Annotated in this window: 18 protein-coding genes; 6 read left to right on the top strand and 12 right to left on the bottom strand. The window is 41.4% G+C overall.

Going from position 1 to position 14,382, the window contains the following annotated elements; genetic code table 11:
- Window positions 1-20 precede the first annotated feature (20 nt).
- Together folE and V5804_RS16030 are read right to left on the bottom strand one after the other, a co-directional pair.
- Entirely contained in the window at window positions 21-659 is a 639-nt protein-coding gene (gene folE, locus V5804_RS16035; protein WP_369592414.1) for a GTP cyclohydrolase I FolE, read from the bottom strand.
- 91 nt (window positions 660-750) lie between these two features.
- Window positions 751-1,167, bottom strand: a complete 417-nt coding sequence (locus V5804_RS16030) for a 6-pyruvoyl tetrahydropterin synthase family protein (RefSeq protein WP_369592439.1) — start codon at window positions 1,165-1,167, stop codon at window positions 751-753.
- Window positions 1,168-1,242: 75 nt separating this feature from the next.
- Between V5804_RS16030 and mqnB the strand changes: the two genes are divergently transcribed.
- The 3 genes from mqnB to V5804_RS16015 all read left to right on the top strand — a co-directional run bounded on the left by mqnB (window position 1,243) and on the right by V5804_RS16015 (window position 3,548).
- Entirely contained in the window at window positions 1,243-1,857 is a 615-nt protein-coding gene (gene mqnB / locus V5804_RS16025; protein WP_369592413.1) for a futalosine hydrolase, read from the top strand.
- Window positions 1,858-1,985: 128 nt separating this feature from the next.
- Window positions 1,986-2,837: a menaquinone biosynthesis family protein gene (locus V5804_RS16020; protein ID WP_369592412.1), complete on the top strand. Its 852-nt coding sequence runs from the start codon at window positions 1,986-1,988 to the stop codon at window positions 2,835-2,837.
- A gap of 102 nt (window positions 2,838-2,939) precedes the next feature.
- Window positions 2,940-3,548, top strand: a complete 609-nt coding sequence (locus tag V5804_RS16015; RefSeq protein WP_369592411.1) for a PAS domain S-box protein — start codon at window positions 2,940-2,942, stop codon at window positions 3,546-3,548.
- Window positions 3,549-3,632: 84 nt separating this feature from the next.
- Here the strand turns inward: V5804_RS16015 and V5804_RS16010 are convergent, their stop codons facing one another.
- Genes V5804_RS16010 through V5804_RS16000 form a run of 3 tightly spaced genes read right to left on the bottom strand, consistent with a single transcriptional unit; the run spans window position 3,633 to window position 5,059 of the window.
- A complete protein-coding gene (locus tag V5804_RS16010; protein ID WP_369592410.1) occupies window positions 3,633-4,538 on the bottom strand; it encodes a prohibitin family protein in 906 nt (301 codons plus the stop codon).
- Window positions 4,539-4,557: 19 nt separating this feature from the next.
- Window positions 4,558-4,743 (bottom strand): DUF6358 family protein, encoded by a 186-nt coding sequence (locus tag V5804_RS16005; RefSeq protein WP_369592409.1) that lies wholly within the window; start codon window positions 4,741-4,743, stop codon window positions 4,558-4,560.
- Between the two features lies 1 nt (window position 4,744).
- Window positions 4,745-5,059: a rhodanese-like domain-containing protein gene (locus tag V5804_RS16000; RefSeq protein WP_369592408.1), complete on the bottom strand. Its 315-nt coding sequence runs from the start codon at window positions 5,057-5,059 to the stop codon at window positions 4,745-4,747.
- 197 nt (window positions 5,060-5,256) lie between these two features.
- On the opposite strand from V5804_RS16000, the gene V5804_RS15995 reads away from it, so the two are divergent.
- The 3 genes from V5804_RS15995 (at window position 5,257) to V5804_RS15985 (ending at window position 7,966) form a co-directional block, all read left to right on the top strand.
- Window positions 5,257-6,378, top strand: a complete 1,122-nt coding sequence (locus V5804_RS15995) for a DUF4407 domain-containing protein (RefSeq protein WP_369592407.1) — start codon at window positions 5,257-5,259, stop codon at window positions 6,376-6,378.
- Between the two features lie 57 nt (window positions 6,379-6,435).
- Window positions 6,436-7,734, top strand: a complete 1,299-nt coding sequence (locus V5804_RS15990; RefSeq protein ID WP_369592406.1) for a M28 family peptidase — start codon at window positions 6,436-6,438, stop codon at window positions 7,732-7,734.
- An 85-nt stretch (window positions 7,735-7,819) separates the two neighbouring features.
- Complete coding sequence (locus tag V5804_RS15985) at window positions 7,820-7,966, top strand: hypothetical protein (protein WP_369592405.1); 147 nt, start codon at window positions 7,820-7,822, stop codon at window positions 7,964-7,966.
- An 83-nt stretch (window positions 7,967-8,049) separates the two neighbouring features.
- Here V5804_RS15985 and V5804_RS15980 read toward each other — a convergent pair whose 3' ends face one another.
- The 7 genes from V5804_RS15980 to V5804_RS15950 form a co-directional block, all read right to left on the bottom strand.
- A complete protein-coding gene (locus V5804_RS15980; protein WP_369592404.1) occupies window positions 8,050-8,547 on the bottom strand; it encodes an N-acetyltransferase family protein in 498 nt (165 codons plus the stop codon).
- Window positions 8,548-8,552: 5 nt separating this feature from the next.
- Complete coding sequence (locus V5804_RS15975) at window positions 8,553-9,248, bottom strand: ABC transporter ATP-binding protein (RefSeq protein WP_369592403.1); 696 nt, start codon at window positions 9,246-9,248, stop codon at window positions 8,553-8,555.
- Window positions 9,249-9,416: 168 nt separating this feature from the next.
- A complete protein-coding gene (locus V5804_RS15970) occupies window positions 9,417-10,889 on the bottom strand; it encodes a DUF5687 family protein (protein WP_369592402.1) in 1,473 nt (490 codons plus the stop codon).
- A 96-nt stretch (window positions 10,890-10,985) separates the two neighbouring features.
- Window positions 10,986-11,345 carry a type II toxin-antitoxin system PemK/MazF family toxin gene (locus V5804_RS15965; RefSeq protein WP_369592401.1) on the bottom strand — a complete coding sequence of 120 codons (360 nt, stop codon included), beginning with the start codon at window positions 11,343-11,345 and terminating at the stop codon, window positions 10,986-10,988.
- A gap of 6 nt (window positions 11,346-11,351) precedes the next feature.
- Window positions 11,352-11,603 carry a hypothetical protein gene (locus V5804_RS15960; RefSeq protein ID WP_369592400.1) on the bottom strand — a complete coding sequence of 84 codons (252 nt, stop codon included), beginning with the start codon at window positions 11,601-11,603 and terminating at the stop codon, window positions 11,352-11,354.
- Window positions 11,604-11,669: 66 nt separating this feature from the next.
- Complete coding sequence (locus V5804_RS15955; RefSeq protein WP_369592399.1) at window positions 11,670-12,950, bottom strand: replication-associated recombination protein A; 1,281 nt, start codon at window positions 12,948-12,950, stop codon at window positions 11,670-11,672.
- Between the two features lie 100 nt (window positions 12,951-13,050).
- Window positions 13,051-14,229, bottom strand: a complete 1,179-nt coding sequence (locus V5804_RS15950; protein WP_369592398.1) for an esterase-like activity of phytase family protein — start codon at window positions 14,227-14,229, stop codon at window positions 13,051-13,053.
- Window positions 14,230-14,382: the final 153 nt, after the last annotated feature.

The raw sequence follows: 14,382 nt of genomic DNA, 5'->3' as shown, positions 1-14,382 counted from the left end.
AATTCAAAAAATTTGCAGCCTTAGCTTAATTTAGAGGAGATTAACTGTAAAAACTCCAATCTGGTTTTTTCATTCAAAAATGCACCGGTAAAAGCAGAAGTGGTGGTAACCGAATTTTGCTTCTGAATGCCGCGCATGCTCATACATAAATGTCGGCATTCAATCACTACGCCAACACCAATCGGGTTTAAAGTTTGCTGGATGCAATCGCGGATTTCGTTCGTCAAACGTTCCTGTACCTGCAAGCGACGGGCAAAAGCATCAACCACACGCGGCAGTTTGCTTAAACCAACAATATGCCCGTTTGGAATATAAGCGATGTGTGCTTTGCCAAAAAACGGCAGCATGTGATGTTCGCACATCGAGTAAACTTCAATATCTTTTACCAGTACCATCTGGCTGTATTCTTCTTTAAACATAGCCGATTTTAAAATATCGGTCGGGTTTAAATCGTAGCCGTGCGTGAGATAAGTTAAGGCTTTGGCCACGCGTTCCGGGGTTTTTAACAAGCCTTCGCGGTTTGGGTTTTCGCCCAATTGGGTTAAAATATCTTCGTAATGACCGGCAATCTTGCTGATCATTTCCGGGTTGTAGCGGTCTATTTTAACATAGCCATCCAAATCTTCATCCAAATCATGGCTGTGGTTTTCGTTGCTCATTTTATTTGTTTTTGTTCAGGGCAATGCTTCTTTTACCACCTAAAAATTAGTGTTTCAAAAAGAACAATAAAACTTTATTTAATACTTCTTTTTACCCGCCAAAATATTCGGCCGAGTTGTTTTCGGTTTCAAACAGTTTTACCGAATGCAGCAAAACGCCCTGGTGTTGTTCTATCGGCTTCTTCAACTGGTTAAAAATCTCAATCGTCAATAATTCTGTGGAAGCCATTTTGCCTTTCATAAAATCAACATCCAAATTGATGTTTTTATGGTCCAATTTCTCGATCACATAATTATTGATGATCACTTTCAGGTCTTTCAAATCCATCAAATAACCGGTTTCCTGCGTAACTTCGCCTTTAATCGTAACAAACAGATTGTAATTGTGGCCGTGCCAGTTGGGGTTGGCGCATTTGCCAAACACTTCCTGGTTTTGTTCGGCACTCCATTCGTCGCGGTACATCCGGTGCGCCGCGTTAAAATGTTCTTTCCGTGTAATGTAGATCATCATAAATAAACTGCCGCAAATATATCAAAACAAAAGGAGCCAGCTATTTTTAACCTTACCTTTGACAAACCGCTTATGAATATCCTCTTGGTAGCCGCCACCCACGCCGAAATACAGCCGTTGTTAACGCATTCTGAAGGAGAAAAACCTTTTGATGTGCTGATTACCGGCGTTGGCATGGTGGCAACTGCTTTTGCTTTAGGGCAACAATTTGCGCAAAAAAAATACGATTTAGCCATCAATCTCGGCATTGCCGGAAGCTTTGACCGCAATATTGCTTTAGGCGAAGTGGTTGAAGTTACCGAAGATATTTTGGCCGAATTTAGTGCCGAAGACGACAACCAGTTTTTAACGATGGAAGAATTAGGTTTTGGAAAAAGCAGGTTTTTGGCCAGCCATCAACTCGATGCAATGTTTCTTTTACCGGCAAAAAAAGTGTGTGCAATCACGGTAAACACGGTTCATGGCGAAGAAACTTCCATCCAAAAAATAACAGAACGGTTGCGGCCACAACTGGAAAGTATGGAAGGCGCAGCCTTTTTTTATGCCTGTAAAAGAAGCATGGTGCCTTCGCTGCAAATCAGGTCGGTGTCAAATTATGTAGAGAAGCGCAACCGCGAAAACTGGAAAATTGGATTGGCTGTTAAGCATTTGAATGATTTTGCTGTTGAATTATTAGAAAAGCTGTGAGTTGTCATTCTGAACTTGTTTCAGAATCCCTCTTGAATGGTTTTAAACTTTTATAATGAGATGCCGAAACAAGTTCGGCATGACAAAGCAAAACCTCATATCTAAAACCCCCATACCTCAAAACCCCCATGAAACTTACCCTCGGCTTTTCGCCTTGCCCAAACGATACGTTTATTTTTGATGCTTTGATCCACCATAAAATTGATACTCAAGGTTTGGAGTTTGAGGTTTTTTTTGATGATGTGGAAACACTCAACCAAAAAGCTTTCCGCGGAGAACTGGACGTTACGAAGTTGAGTTACCATGCTTTTGCTTACGTAACCCATCAATATGTTCTGCTGGATGCCGGCAGCGCTTTGGGTTTTGGCGTTGGGCCGATGTTGATTTGCAAAAATGAAAAGTTTTTAGACCAGGAATATCTGAAAGCCCATATTTCCAACTTAAAAATTGCCATTCCCGGAAAATATACGACGGCAAACTTTTTGTTGAGCCTGGCTTTCCCCGAAGGGAAAAACAAAAATGAAGTGCTTTTTTCGGAGATTGAAAACCAGTTGCTGCGCGGCGAAACGGATTTGGGTTTGATCATCCACGAAAACCGTTTTACCTATCAACAAAAAGGCTTGCATAAAATCATGGATCTGGGCGATTTTTGGGAACAGCAAACCGGTTGCGCCATTCCGCTTGGCGGTATTGTGGCCAACCGAAATTTGCCCGAAGAAATTCAATATAAACTCAACCGTGTTTTAAAAAAATCGGTGGAGTTTGCTTTTGAAAACCCAAAATCAGGCTTGGAATTTATCCGCCAGCACGCGCAGGAAATGAGCGAAGAAGTGATGTACAAACACATTGATCTATACGTGAATAAATATTCGGTTGACCTGGGCGAAGAAGGCCGCAAAGCAATCAAAATCCTGTTTGACAAAGCTTTAGCTTTGGGCGTGATACCAAAAATCGAAAAAGATTTATTTTTAACAAAGTAATTTCCCCCTATAATTTAAAAGAAAAAAATTTGAATCAATAATAGATGCGCGTCCGTAAAAACAACCTGCAAAACCGGACAAATTTATCGGCATAAAAACAGTATGAATTATTTTACCGAAACGATCAACCTGTTAGAAAACTCTAACTTTTACTATGTTATCATTGCCGGGATGGACAGCAATTACAGCTATGTAAACACACGTTATGCCGATGCCTTTGGTTACATTGCCCAAAATATGGTGGGCAAGCCGTACCACATTACTATGCACCCGGACGATACAAAAGTTTGTGCAGAAGTAGCGGCCAAATGTTTTCAAAACCCAGGGAAATCGTTTCCGGCAACCATCCGAAAGCACGATGGCAAAGGCGGCTACATTATCACGCAGTGGGAATACCGCGCTATTTTTGATGCCCAAAACCAGCCCGACGGCGTTTTTTGTATGGGCTATGATATTACCGAATACGAAAAAGCCAGCCAGCAATTGGAAGTTGCCAAAACAGAAATCGAAGAGAAAAAAAGCATTTTAGAACAGATAGGCTGGGAACAATCGCACGTGATCCGCAGGCCGGTGGCCAATATTATTGGCTTGGTCAATATTTTAAACAAGATGGAAATTGACCAAAACCTGAGCAATATTTGCGGGATGCTAAGCGACAGTGCCGAACAATTGGACAAAGCGATAAGCAGCATCGTTAAAAAAACAGATTAGGCATACTGTTTTTAGCCACTAATTTTTGGGGTGAAATTTTTTCTTCACTGATTTTTAGGGGGTAAAAGAAGCATCGGCCAAAGACTATTTATCGGTGAGCATTAAGGGCGCGCCTTTGCTGTTGCCCATAATTATCACTTTGGTATTTGGCGATAACGCAACCGCTTTTTGCGCCAAAATAGATTCGTACTGCAACTGTTTATCGCTCAAATTGGTAGAAATAATGCGCTGATAATCGGCAATCCCCTGTGCCTGGATGCGTTTCTGCTCGGCTTCCTGGCGCTCTTTCTGCAACACAAACTGCATTTTTTGCGCGTCCTGCTCGGCATTGATTTTTGATTCGATGGTTGTCCGTACAGATTGCGGCAAGGTAATGTTCCGCACCAAAAGCTGTTGCAGCTCGATGCCCCTTTTAGCAAAACTTTCGCTGATGGTTTTGTAGATTTTATCCTGAAACTCCTGCCTTTTGGTAGAATACAAAGCAACGGCTTCATAATAAACCGCATTATCGCGAATGGCCGTGCGCGAAACCGGACGAACGATTTTATCTACGTAATCGGCACCAATATTTTGCAGCACAAAAGGCGCCTGGTCTGCTTTCAAACGAAAAAGCACCGACAAATCAATGGTTACTTCCAACCCGTCTGCCGATAAAATACGGATGGCATCGTCGCCTTCTTTCTGCCCTTCTGTGGTAACGCCGCTCATCGTATAGTTTTGGGTTTTTACGTCGAAAGTAGTAACATCAACCAAAGGGTTTATCAGATGCAATCCGCTCGGCAACACATCGTTGTCAACTTTGCCGAACAACGTTTTAACGCCTACTTTGCCAGGGTCTATCACTTTAAAAACCGAAAAACTTAGCCCTAAAAGAAGCATGGCAACGCCCACAATAGAAATAACCGGGCTATAGGCCGGGTTAACGGAAGGCGTGCGTTTAAAAACACCGGCCACGATGAGCAGGATAACACCCAGGATAATTAACAGCATGTATATAAAATTAAGGAATTTACTTTTTTTGAAGCGCGCGTACTTCTTTTGCCAGCCTGATTTTCAGAAAAATGGTAATGGCGATGATAAAAACGCCTGCCGCAGTCCAGTCGTAACGCACATGTTTTACGCTCCAGTAAATCAATACAACGCACAATATAATGGCTACATTATACAGGATATTTAAAAAAAGTTTGGCGGCCATTTTAGTAAACCTGCATTTCCGGGTCAATCTCTTCGGCCCAAGCCAGCATCCCGCCTTTTAAGTTATACAAATCTTTAAAACCCTGCTGCTCCAATTGCATTATTGCTGCAGCACTGCGTTTGCCGCTGCGGCACATCACTACTACAGGTTTATCTTTTTTGATTTTGCCGGATTCGATCATAATCCCGCTCAACGGAATCAATTCTCCGCCCAAGTTAGACATTTCGTATTCAAAATCTTCGCGCACATCTATCAGTTGGAAATCTTCGCCTGCGTCCATTTTTTCTTTTAGTTCCTGTACCGTTATTTCTTTCATTTTTGTAAATATTATACCCCAAAGTTAAGTGTTTAATTGATTAAAATAAGCGTGTAACAATCGGTAGATAATTTATTCTTAAACAAGTTCGTTCTTTGTAACACATACTGTTTTTATCGGGTAAAAAAAGCATTGCGCTTATGGGTATCTGATGAAAAATGAGGCAATTAAGCCTTAGATATGTATTTTTGAAAATTATGAAACAAGTAAACCGTTTTTTCTGGTTCTGTTCCGGTGTGCATCTGGATACCTTGAAAAAGTATCCGATCGAAATGAACAAATATGTAGGCATCGGCGCAACTATATTTTTTACCGCTTTGTTTGCTTCCTTGTCTGGCGGTTATGCCATGTATTTTGTTTTCAGCGGAAACCCTGGCGCACCGTTTTTTGCCATCTTGTTTGGTTTGATTTGGGGTGCGGCCATCTTTAACATGGACCGCTACATTGTGGGCAGCATCAACAAAAGAGGTTCTACCAACCAACAGATTTTGCAGGCCACACCGCGTATTTTGTTGGCCATCATGATCGGGATTGTGATTTCCCGTCCGCTGGAACTAAAGATTTTTGACAAAGAGATCCGCTCGAAACTAAAAAACGCTTACTTAAAAGGCCAACGTTCTAAAATTGATACCATGAACATTACGTTCAACAAAAAGTACGGCATGGATTTGGCAAAAGCGGCCGACGTTAAAGCAGAAAGGGATTCGTTGGAAAAAGACATCAACCGTTCGCGCTACCAGTTGAACCAGGAAATTTTTGGTGATAAAACCAACCAGACTTCGGGCAAAACCGGTTTCGGCACTTACGCCAAACAAAAAGACGAGGTTTTGAAGGAGAAAGAATCCCGCTTAAATACCGTGCGGCAAGACCAGGCCAAATTGGAACAGTACATTGCCACACGAAAAGATGTGGAAGGCGTAACCGATACAAAACTGTTTAACGACCGGCAGTTGGACAGCTTGAGCAACGTAGCAGGTTTTGCCGACCGGAACTGGGCGCTTGGCCAGCTTTCTTACAATCCCAACGGCACGCGCGAACTGGACACTTATCTGGCGCAATCGTTCATCAGTTACTTGTTTATTTTGTTTGAATGTTTGCCGGTTTTGGTTAAGCTGATGTCGCCAAAAGGCCCGTATGATGTGGCTTTGGGCAAAACCGAAGAAGCCAACATCCATTTTGCCGAGAAAGACATGGAGCAGGACATGACCGTTACCGATGCCGTGCAGGATTACCGCATTAACACCAATATCAACCTCACCAAAAACAATATTTCCAAACGCGCCGAACGGAAGTTGATGCGCGAAGATTTGAAAACGTAATGCTTCTTTTATCGTGCTTTTTTTGTTGTACCCTCGCTTTTAGCCATTAAACTTTTTATGAAATTAAACCGGATACTGTTTTTACCTGCCTTTTTTTGTTGCCAAACCTTCGCCCAAAAACCCGAACAACTGATTGTTAAAGCCAATGTGGAGCGCGTGATCAAAACGCTTTCGGCAGATGACATGCAAGGCCGGGCAACGTTTACGCCGGGCATCGAAAAAGCAGCGCGTTTTATCGAAAGCGAATATAAAAACATCGGTTTGCTGCCATTAAGCGGGAATAAAGATTACCGCCAAAACTTTAGCATGTACAAAAGCACGCCGGTAAGTGTTTCGGTTTCCATCAGCAATAATATTGTACCGAAAGAAAATATAATTGCCATCAGCGGCGCGGCTTCTTTTAACTGGAACAACGATGCCGATGTTGAAATCGTAAAAATTGATGCCGAAAAGAATTTTAGGACAGAATATTCTAAAATCATCAGCAGTAATAAAAAAATACTGGTACTGGTTGACCCGCAATTTGAAGCTTTGTTTAAACGCATTGCAGCACGCAACAACAGCGGCAACATCAGCAAAGAAGTAAACACCAACCAACAATTGGTTTTTGTTTTGGGCGATTTTGCCGATGTTAAATCTTACGCCGTAAAATATACCGGCAAAGTAGAAAAACTGCCTTTGTTTAACCTAACCGGCATGATCCCCGGAAAAACAAAAAAGGAAGAATACGTTGTTTTTTCCGGCCATTACGATCATTTAGGAATTATCAAACCGGTTGGACAAGATTCTATTGCCAATGGTGCAGATGACGATGCCAGCGGGACAACAGCCGTAATCGAACTGGCCAAATACTACAAAAAACCGAACAACAATGTGCGCACGCTGATTTTTGTAGCTTTTACAGCAGAAGAAATCGGCGAATATGGATCGGCATATTTTGCCACACAAATCAATCCTGAGAAAACAATAGCTATGTTTAACATCGAAATGATTGGCAAAGCTTCTAAGTTCGGGCCAAACACTGCTTTTATCACCGGTTTTGAGCGTTCTGATTTCGGTATGATTTTGCAGAAAAACCTGGAAGGAACGAGCTTTAAATTTTACCCTGACCCGTATCCGGAGCAAAACTTATTTTATAGAAGCGATAATGCTTCGCTGGCCAAAGTTGGCGTTCCGGCGCATACCATTTCCACCGATCAGATTGATTCGGACAAATTGTACCACAGCGTAAAAGATGAATACAGTTCGTTGGATGTGAACAATATTACGGCAACCATCCGTGCCATTGCTTTAAGTTCGAGAAGTATTGTGGATGGAAAGGATACACCGAAACGGATTCCGAAGTTGGAGGAATAAGGGCTTTAACAGTTTGTTTTCTATCCGATATTACACCAAAAATTGTCCCTGTTTTTTTCAGCAACAATAACTTTGAAATCTATCTATGTATTTTGAAAAATTAGATCAGAGCAAAACGCAGCTTGTCAAGCTTGACAAATCTTTGGAGAAACTAAGAGGTAAAAACTTATTTTCTATAAAGCTTGCAAAGGCGAATGAAGTAATTGCAAGGGTTGGACTTCCAAAGAAATAAAATTACGCACAACAAGCGTATTGCCAATAGCAGGGGCTTGACTTTGGAGCAGTGGCCGGATCTGTAACAGCCAATAATCAAACTCACACCTCCTTCTGCATCACAAAATCCGTAAGCAAATATTCGCCCAATGGCCGATCTACTTCTTTTACCATCTTAAAATTTAGCTTTTCATAAAAGTTCCGGGCTTTGTTTTGCCGGTGGACGTACAATTGCAAAATGCTTTTCCCGGCCTCGCGTGCTTTGGTTTCAACGGTTTGGATGAGCAATTTGCCGTAGCCTTTGCCCTGCATTTCGGGCAGGCAGTAAATTTTTTCCAGCGTCATCAATTGTGGGTTTTCTTGATCCGCAGAAAAAGCGGCGAAACTTATGGGAATGTTGTTTTCAGATAAAATCAAAAACGTTTGTTCGCCGCTTGTTATTTGCTGCCGAAGTTTTTCTTCATCATAAATCACATCCAGCATAAACCTGATTTGTTCTTTGCTGAGGATTTCCTGATACGTTGGCCACCATATTTTTTCTGCCAATAAACGAAGCATGGGCGCATCGTCGGCAGTTGCGTATCGCAATTCTGTTTCCATCTAAACTAAACCGCAAAATAGCTTTCCAGTTCGGCCAATGTGTTTACATCGGTGTGGATATCTTTGATGATCCGGCCTTTTTCCATCAGCAAAATGCGCTGGCAAATATCGGTTACGTGGTTTAAATCATGACTGGAAACAATGGTGGTCATGCTGTTTTTATCACCTAAATTTTTGAGCAGGTTTTTCAACCGGATTTGTGTGGTTGGGTCAATGTTGGCAAAAGGCTCATCCAGCATCAAAAGTTCGGGGTTTTGGAGAAGGCAAGCCGCAACGCCAACTTTGCACTGGTTTCCTTTTGAAAGATCGCGGATGTATTTGCCCTTCTGTAGAATCTCGCCGTTAAAAAAATCAGTCAGCATGGCCAGCTTTTCATCTACATAAACCTTGTTTTCGTTGTGTAAACTGCCGATGAAATAAAAATATTCTTCGGGCGTGAGGTAATCAATCAAGAAACCTTCATCCAGGTACGAAGCAGTGTAATTTTTCCAGGTTTCATCGTGCATTACATTTTTTCCGTTGGATAAAACCTCGCCGCTTTCCGGCCTGATCAAATCCAGAATCATCCTGAAAAGCGTTGTTTTACCGGCACCGTTATTGCCCACCAAACCAATCGTTTCGCCTTTTTGGATATGCAGTTCAGGAATATCCACCACCGTAACGCCAGCGTAAATTTTGGTTAAGTTTTTAATTTCGATCATAGAAATTGTTTAATTTTTTTGTCCCTCTTTTTTCAGGTTGATGCTTCTTTTACCGGGTAAAATTTGGACATTGATTTTCAAGTCTGATCTAATGCAGACACCAATTTTTACCTGGTAAAAGAAGCATGGCATATTTTTATGGTATAAAAAATTCAGGCCGCTTCATCATTATTTGTTTCTGAAACCTTCGGCAATGGTATATTTTTTTTCGTAAAAATCAGCTTCTAATTGTTTAACCCAATAGCTGCGCGTTAGTACAAACAGGATTCCGGTCAGCCCGATCAAAATCAAACCAAAATCCGGATGCCCTAACCACTTGCAGGGCAAATAAATGATGTACGGGCATAAAATTAACGGCAAACCCAGCAGCAATTGCGTGGCGCCAACACCTTCCCAATTAAAAGATGCGCCTTTGGAAAGGTCAATGCGCCTGTAATTCCGGTTGGCAAAAAAAAGTACGATCACGGTGTTTACGCCAATGTTCCACAAATACATCATAAAATGGATGAAAATAACGTGCCAGCCAAAATAAACGTAAGGCAACGTGAGCAGAAAAGCCAGCGTAGAAACGGCGGTAAAAAGCAACAATTTGGCTTTCAGGAAATCCGTAAAACTAATTTTGCTGATCAAAATGCCATCAAATTGCGAGGCTTGCCAGCTAAACATAAACTGCCCGTAATTGATGATGAAAAGGCCGGTCATAAAAATTGCCGGAAACAGTTTCATACTGTCGCTATAGCTTTTATTGGTGTAAAACAGGATGCCGTAAAACAGGAAACCGCCTGTCATCACGATGGAGGAACGGCTTCTTTTATTTCTTAAAATGAGTTTGATCTCGTTGGAAACCAAGTCGCCAACTTTACCAAAACGGCTGAAGAACGGAATATCGGTACTGCTTTTATAGGTAGTTTTTTTGGAACCGAGTTCCTCCAAATACAAATTATTTTTTAAGTAGCTAAAATTGATGTAGTACATCAGCGCAGCCAAAACAACCGGCAGCAAAACGTAATACGGATGCCGGATCAAGCCGTTAAAAAAAGCAAACGACACGGTACGGATAGAATACCAATGCCAGGAAAAATCGGCCAAACCCAACAACACCAAAAACAGCGCAAAGCCAACATAAACCCAGCCGTTTAGGTTTGCTTTCCGTTTGATAAACAGGCTGAAATAATTGTTTAAAACCGTAAAACCAATGATGGCAACAATAAAAAGTAAAGCGGTTATGTGGCCGGCATCCACCCAAATCACCTTAAAAATGAAGGGTAAAAACAGTATGACCGGCCACAAATTGAAAAAGGAAAGCAGCGAGGCGAACGACAAATACCGCACAATGGTGTTTTTTTTGATGGGCAAATGCAGGTAAGGCTGCACCTGCAAAGTTGGCAGCTCCTGTAGTTGGAAACGCCAAAGCAAATCAATCATGAAATAATATAATATGATTTTGCAAAAGGAAACAACCAAATCTTCATTCGGGAAAACGGCTTCCAAAATTCTGTCCATAAAAAAAGCAAGTGCCAAAACGTTGAGCAGCAGGTATAAAATCAAAATACCCATTACCACTTTTACGGCGATGCTTTTGCCCGCGCCAACGGTACGCAGAAAAGATTTGATTTCGTGTTGGATAAAAATGCTGGTCATAGGCGAAGGGATTTCGGCAAGTAATTTACAATTTTAAAAAGTGGAAGCAAGAAAATTAATAGCAGGATTTAAGGTTTCTGTAATCAATATCTTTCATCAGATTTCTAATGCAAAGATTGATTTTATTGTTTCTAATAGCTCTTGCATTTTTGCTATGTCATCAACCTTGGAAATCCTTTTAATAATTAAATCACCTTCTATTACCAATATCTTTTTGCAATAAGCATATTGAGAGTTATGCGGAGGCTTAAAAGCAATAGAAACATGGTTGTTGTTTATTTCAACAGCTAAAGTTCTGTCTTTTATATTTTGAGTAGTTAGTTGTATTATAATTACATCTTTTGATATTTGGTTTACCAATGAATTAGAAACCACAATTCCCGGCCTAACTTTTGACCCTTGTTGATCAGTAAATGGAAAAGGCAGCAATACAATATCGCCTTGCTTAAATTGCATTATTGGTTAGTTTTCAAGATAAGAGTTCCAATAACTATCATCTTCTTTGTCCCATAATCCTGCCAACGATTGCTCAGATGCTTGCATAGAAAATAAAGTCATTTCTTTTTCTTCGGTTGCAGAAACAGAATTGTTTGTTTCCAATGTTTCTGTTGAAAAACCATCCAGTTCTTTAAAAGAAAAATTTAGCGCATCGGCCATTTCTTTTAAAAGTTCAATATGTTCCTCATTAAAGTTTTCTAAAATTAATCTCATCATAATTTAATGCTTTTACACAAATCTACCTATAAATTAACAATTGCCCATTTATAAACTACGCTGTCTCTAATACCCATACTTCCCTTTCCACAAACCCTTCAACCGCTCTTTAAATTTCGCTTCCGCCGGATTGTTGCCCGGCTCGTACAACTTTGTTCCGCTGATTTGTTCGGGCAAATATTCCTGATCGGCAAAATTATTTTCAAAAGCATGAGCATATTGGTATTCTTTACCGTAGCCGATATTTTTCATCAGCTTAGTTGGCGCGTTGCGCAAATGCAAAGGCACGGGCAGATCGCCGGTTTGCGTTACCAATTGCTGTGCTTTGCCGATCGCTTCGTAACTGGCATTGCTTTTTGGGGAATTGGCCAGATAAACAACGGTTTGCGAAAGGATAATGCGCGATTCGGGCCAGCCGATAACGTTAACCGCCTGGAAACAATTATTGGCTAAAAGCAGCGCGTTTGGGTTAGCGTTGCCCACATCTTCCGAAGCCAGGATCAACAATCTTCGGGCGATAAACAAAGCATCTTCGCCGCCGGCAATCATTCGCGCCAACCAATAAACGGCGGCATTTGGGTCGCTGCCACGGATGGATTTGATAAAGGCCGAAATAATATCGTAATGCTGCTCGCCGGCTTTGTCGTACAAAGCCATGTTTTGCTGCACATTATCCAACACCAATTTGTTGGTGATGGTAATTTCGTCGCTGTCCAACGCATTTACCAAAAGCTCAAAAATGTTCAACAACTTACGTGCATCACCGCCGGAAAGCCGGATCAAAGCTTCATATTCTTCGATTGTTATTTTTTTAGTGCTAAAAACAGTATCGGTTTCGATGGCCTTTTGCAGCAAACCGATGAGTTCCTGCTCGGTCAGATTCTTTAAAATATAAACCTGACAGCGCGAAAGCAAAGCCGAAATAACTTCAAAAGACGGGTTTTCCGTAGTGGCGCCAATCAGTGTGATAATTCCTTTTTCAACCGCGCCAAGCAAAGAATCTTGTTGCGATTTGGAGAAACGATGGATTTCATCAATAAATAAAATAGGTTGCGGTTGTCCGCCTTTTTTTAAGAGTGAAGCTTTTTCAATTACTTCGCGCACTTCTTTTACCCCTGAATTTATCGCGCTTAAAGCAAAAAACGGCCGGTTTAAAGATTGGGAAACGATACCCGCCAACGTAGTTTTGCCAACGCCTGGCGGCCCCCACAAAATCAGGGAAGGCATGTTGCCCGATTCGATCGCTTTACGCAAAACCGCGCCCGGCCCAACCAAATGCTGCTGACCGGCATAATCGTCCAGGCTTTTTGGCCGCATCCGTTCGGCTAAAGGAGGTAGGTTGTTCATCGGAATAAAATTCGAGATTATAAGACCGAAATCCTAATCCAAAAAACTATTAACAGAACGCACACATAAATTTACCCGATAAAAGAAGCATCAATATAACTCACGGCATCACCTCAAACAGCAAAAACTGCGTTTTCTCCGTCTTCGCAAAGTTATTATCGGCCACAAAGATGATCGTTTGATGTCCGTTTGGCAAAGTCGGGCCAAAGGTTGCGCCTTCTACGTTATCAATGTAAATTTTCAAGTCGTCCATGTTTAACAGTAGTTTTTTGCGGATCAAATGTTGCGGCGGGTTTTTGATGAATGAAGGGTTTGAAATCACATTATCAGCATTACTTAAATCAGCCAAAAAAACACGGATCACGCAGCCTTCGCGGCCGTCAGAAAAAGAACGCTCGGTAACCAGCAACTGGTTTTTGTTGATGGAAAGAATATCCGGGATACCATTTATTTTAAACCCATTTTCCGGCTTCGCGGGATAAGCAACAGGCTCCAGTTTGTAGGCATACTGCGCCGTGTTTTGCTTCGTTTTCCAATTAAATTTATAAATACGGATGAGCGCATTGTTTGGCGTTACATCGGCACGTGGCCCGTCCTGGTACAATGGTTCTTCCAGGTTTACGTAAAGCGTTTGGTAGTTATCGGCAAAAGTTAAACCTTCTAAAACGCCGTTTCTGCGCGGCCCGGTTTCCTGCGCGTGCATTTTTAAATTTGCTGGTAAAGGAAGTGTGCTAATCAATTTCCCGGAAGTAGAAATGATATTCACCGCAGGATCAATCAAAACCGCATCTCCTTGTTTTACAATTCGTTCGCCTTCACTGCTCCAAATTAACTGATTGGTTTTAGGGTTATAACGGATGGCTTCCGGGTCAACGGTTTCTTTGGTGTGATGCTTCAAATCCGGGTAAGGCTGACCGTTTTGCTGCTTTAAAGTATTTACGGCAACCAGTTTTACGCTGTTGATTTCCTTTCCAATTAAACTAATTTTGGCCGTATAAAATCGCGAAGGATTGATCTCCGAACGGTCATCGCTAATGATATAATACACATCGTTTTTCGCGTCGTAATCAATCCCGGACAAACCGCCGACCGTTGTGTTTTGATATTGCAGGTTGTACGGCAAATCGTACTCGTCCAGAAACTTTAAACTGCTGATGGTTGTCGATACTTCTTTTACCGGTACTTTTTTGAGGGAAGAGCAAGCGGAAACGCACCAAAAAAACAGTGCTAAAAACAGTATGGGTTGAAGGCGGTTGAATCGAAAAATATGATGGTTCATGAACTTATTTTGATTAAGACAATAATGCAAATATCAAACTCCTTTTCTGTTTTATGTGGAGTATTTTGGGTTAATAAAAACTCAATTTAAAAAAGTTATTTATATTCAAAACCGTTTTATCAATTGCGAACGCAATGCGTTCGCAATGTTGCA

This window comes from Mucilaginibacter sp., assembly GCF_041088075.1.
Classification (GTDB): Bacteria; Bacteroidota; Bacteroidia; order Sphingobacteriales; family Sphingobacteriaceae; genus Mucilaginibacter_A.
Note: the sequence above shows the minus strand (reverse complement) of the source record. Positions and strands in the feature narration are given on the sequence as shown.

What these genes read in the sequence shown, in the direction of transcription:
- V5804_RS15965 (WP_369592401.1), bottom strand. Translation starts at nt 11,345, where the DNA reads ATGCAATTTAAGCAAGGCGATATTGTATTGCTGCCTTTTCCATTTACT.
- mqnB (WP_369592413.1), top strand. Translation starts at nt 1,243, where the DNA reads ATGAATATCCTCTTGGTAGCCGCCACCCACGCCGAAATACAGCCGTTG.
- V5804_RS16015 (WP_369592411.1), top strand. Translation starts at nt 2,940, where the DNA reads ATGAATTATTTTACCGAAACGATCAACCTGTTAGAAAACTCTAACTTT.
- V5804_RS15950 (WP_369592398.1), bottom strand. Translation starts at nt 14,229, where the DNA reads ATGAACCATCATATTTTTCGATTCAACCGCCTTCAACCCATACTGTTT.
- V5804_RS15980 (WP_369592404.1), bottom strand. Translation starts at nt 8,547, where the DNA reads ATGGAAACAGAATTGCGATACGCAACTGCCGACGATGCGCCCATGCTT.
- V5804_RS15985 (WP_369592405.1), top strand. Translation starts at nt 7,820, where the DNA reads ATGTATTTTGAAAAATTAGATCAGAGCAAAACGCAGCTTGTCAAGCTT.
- V5804_RS15970 (WP_369592402.1), bottom strand. Translation starts at nt 10,889, where the DNA reads ATGACCAGCATTTTTATCCAACACGAAATCAAATCTTTTCTGCGTACC.
- folE (WP_369592414.1), bottom strand. Translation starts at nt 659, where the DNA reads ATGAGCAACGAAAACCACAGCCATGATTTGGATGAAGATTTGGATGGC.
- V5804_RS15995 (WP_369592407.1), top strand. Translation starts at nt 5,257, where the DNA reads ATGAAACAAGTAAACCGTTTTTTCTGGTTCTGTTCCGGTGTGCATCTG.
- V5804_RS15975 (WP_369592403.1), bottom strand. Translation starts at nt 9,248, where the DNA reads ATGATCGAAATTAAAAACTTAACCAAAATTTACGCTGGCGTTACGGTG.
- V5804_RS16005 (WP_369592409.1), bottom strand. Translation starts at nt 4,743, where the DNA reads ATGGCCGCCAAACTTTTTTTAAATATCCTGTATAATGTAGCCATTATA.
- V5804_RS15960 (WP_369592400.1), bottom strand. Translation starts at nt 11,603, where the DNA reads ATGATGAGATTAATTTTAGAAAACTTTAATGAGGAACATATTGAACTT.
- V5804_RS16000 (WP_369592408.1), bottom strand. Translation starts at nt 5,059, where the DNA reads ATGAAAGAAATAACGGTACAGGAACTAAAAGAAAAAATGGACGCAGGC.
- V5804_RS15990 (WP_369592406.1), top strand. Translation starts at nt 6,436, where the DNA reads ATGAAATTAAACCGGATACTGTTTTTACCTGCCTTTTTTTGTTGCCAA.
- V5804_RS16010 (WP_369592410.1), bottom strand. Translation starts at nt 4,538, where the DNA reads ATGCTGTTAATTATCCTGGGTGTTATCCTGCTCATCGTGGCCGGTGTT.
- V5804_RS15955 (WP_369592399.1), bottom strand. Translation starts at nt 12,950, where the DNA reads ATGAACAACCTACCTCCTTTAGCCGAACGGATGCGGCCAAAAAGCCTG.
- V5804_RS16020 (WP_369592412.1), top strand. Translation starts at nt 1,986, where the DNA reads ATGAAACTTACCCTCGGCTTTTCGCCTTGCCCAAACGATACGTTTATT.
- V5804_RS16030 (WP_369592439.1), bottom strand. Translation starts at nt 1,167, where the DNA reads ATGATCTACATTACACGGAAAGAACATTTTAACGCGGCGCACCGGATG.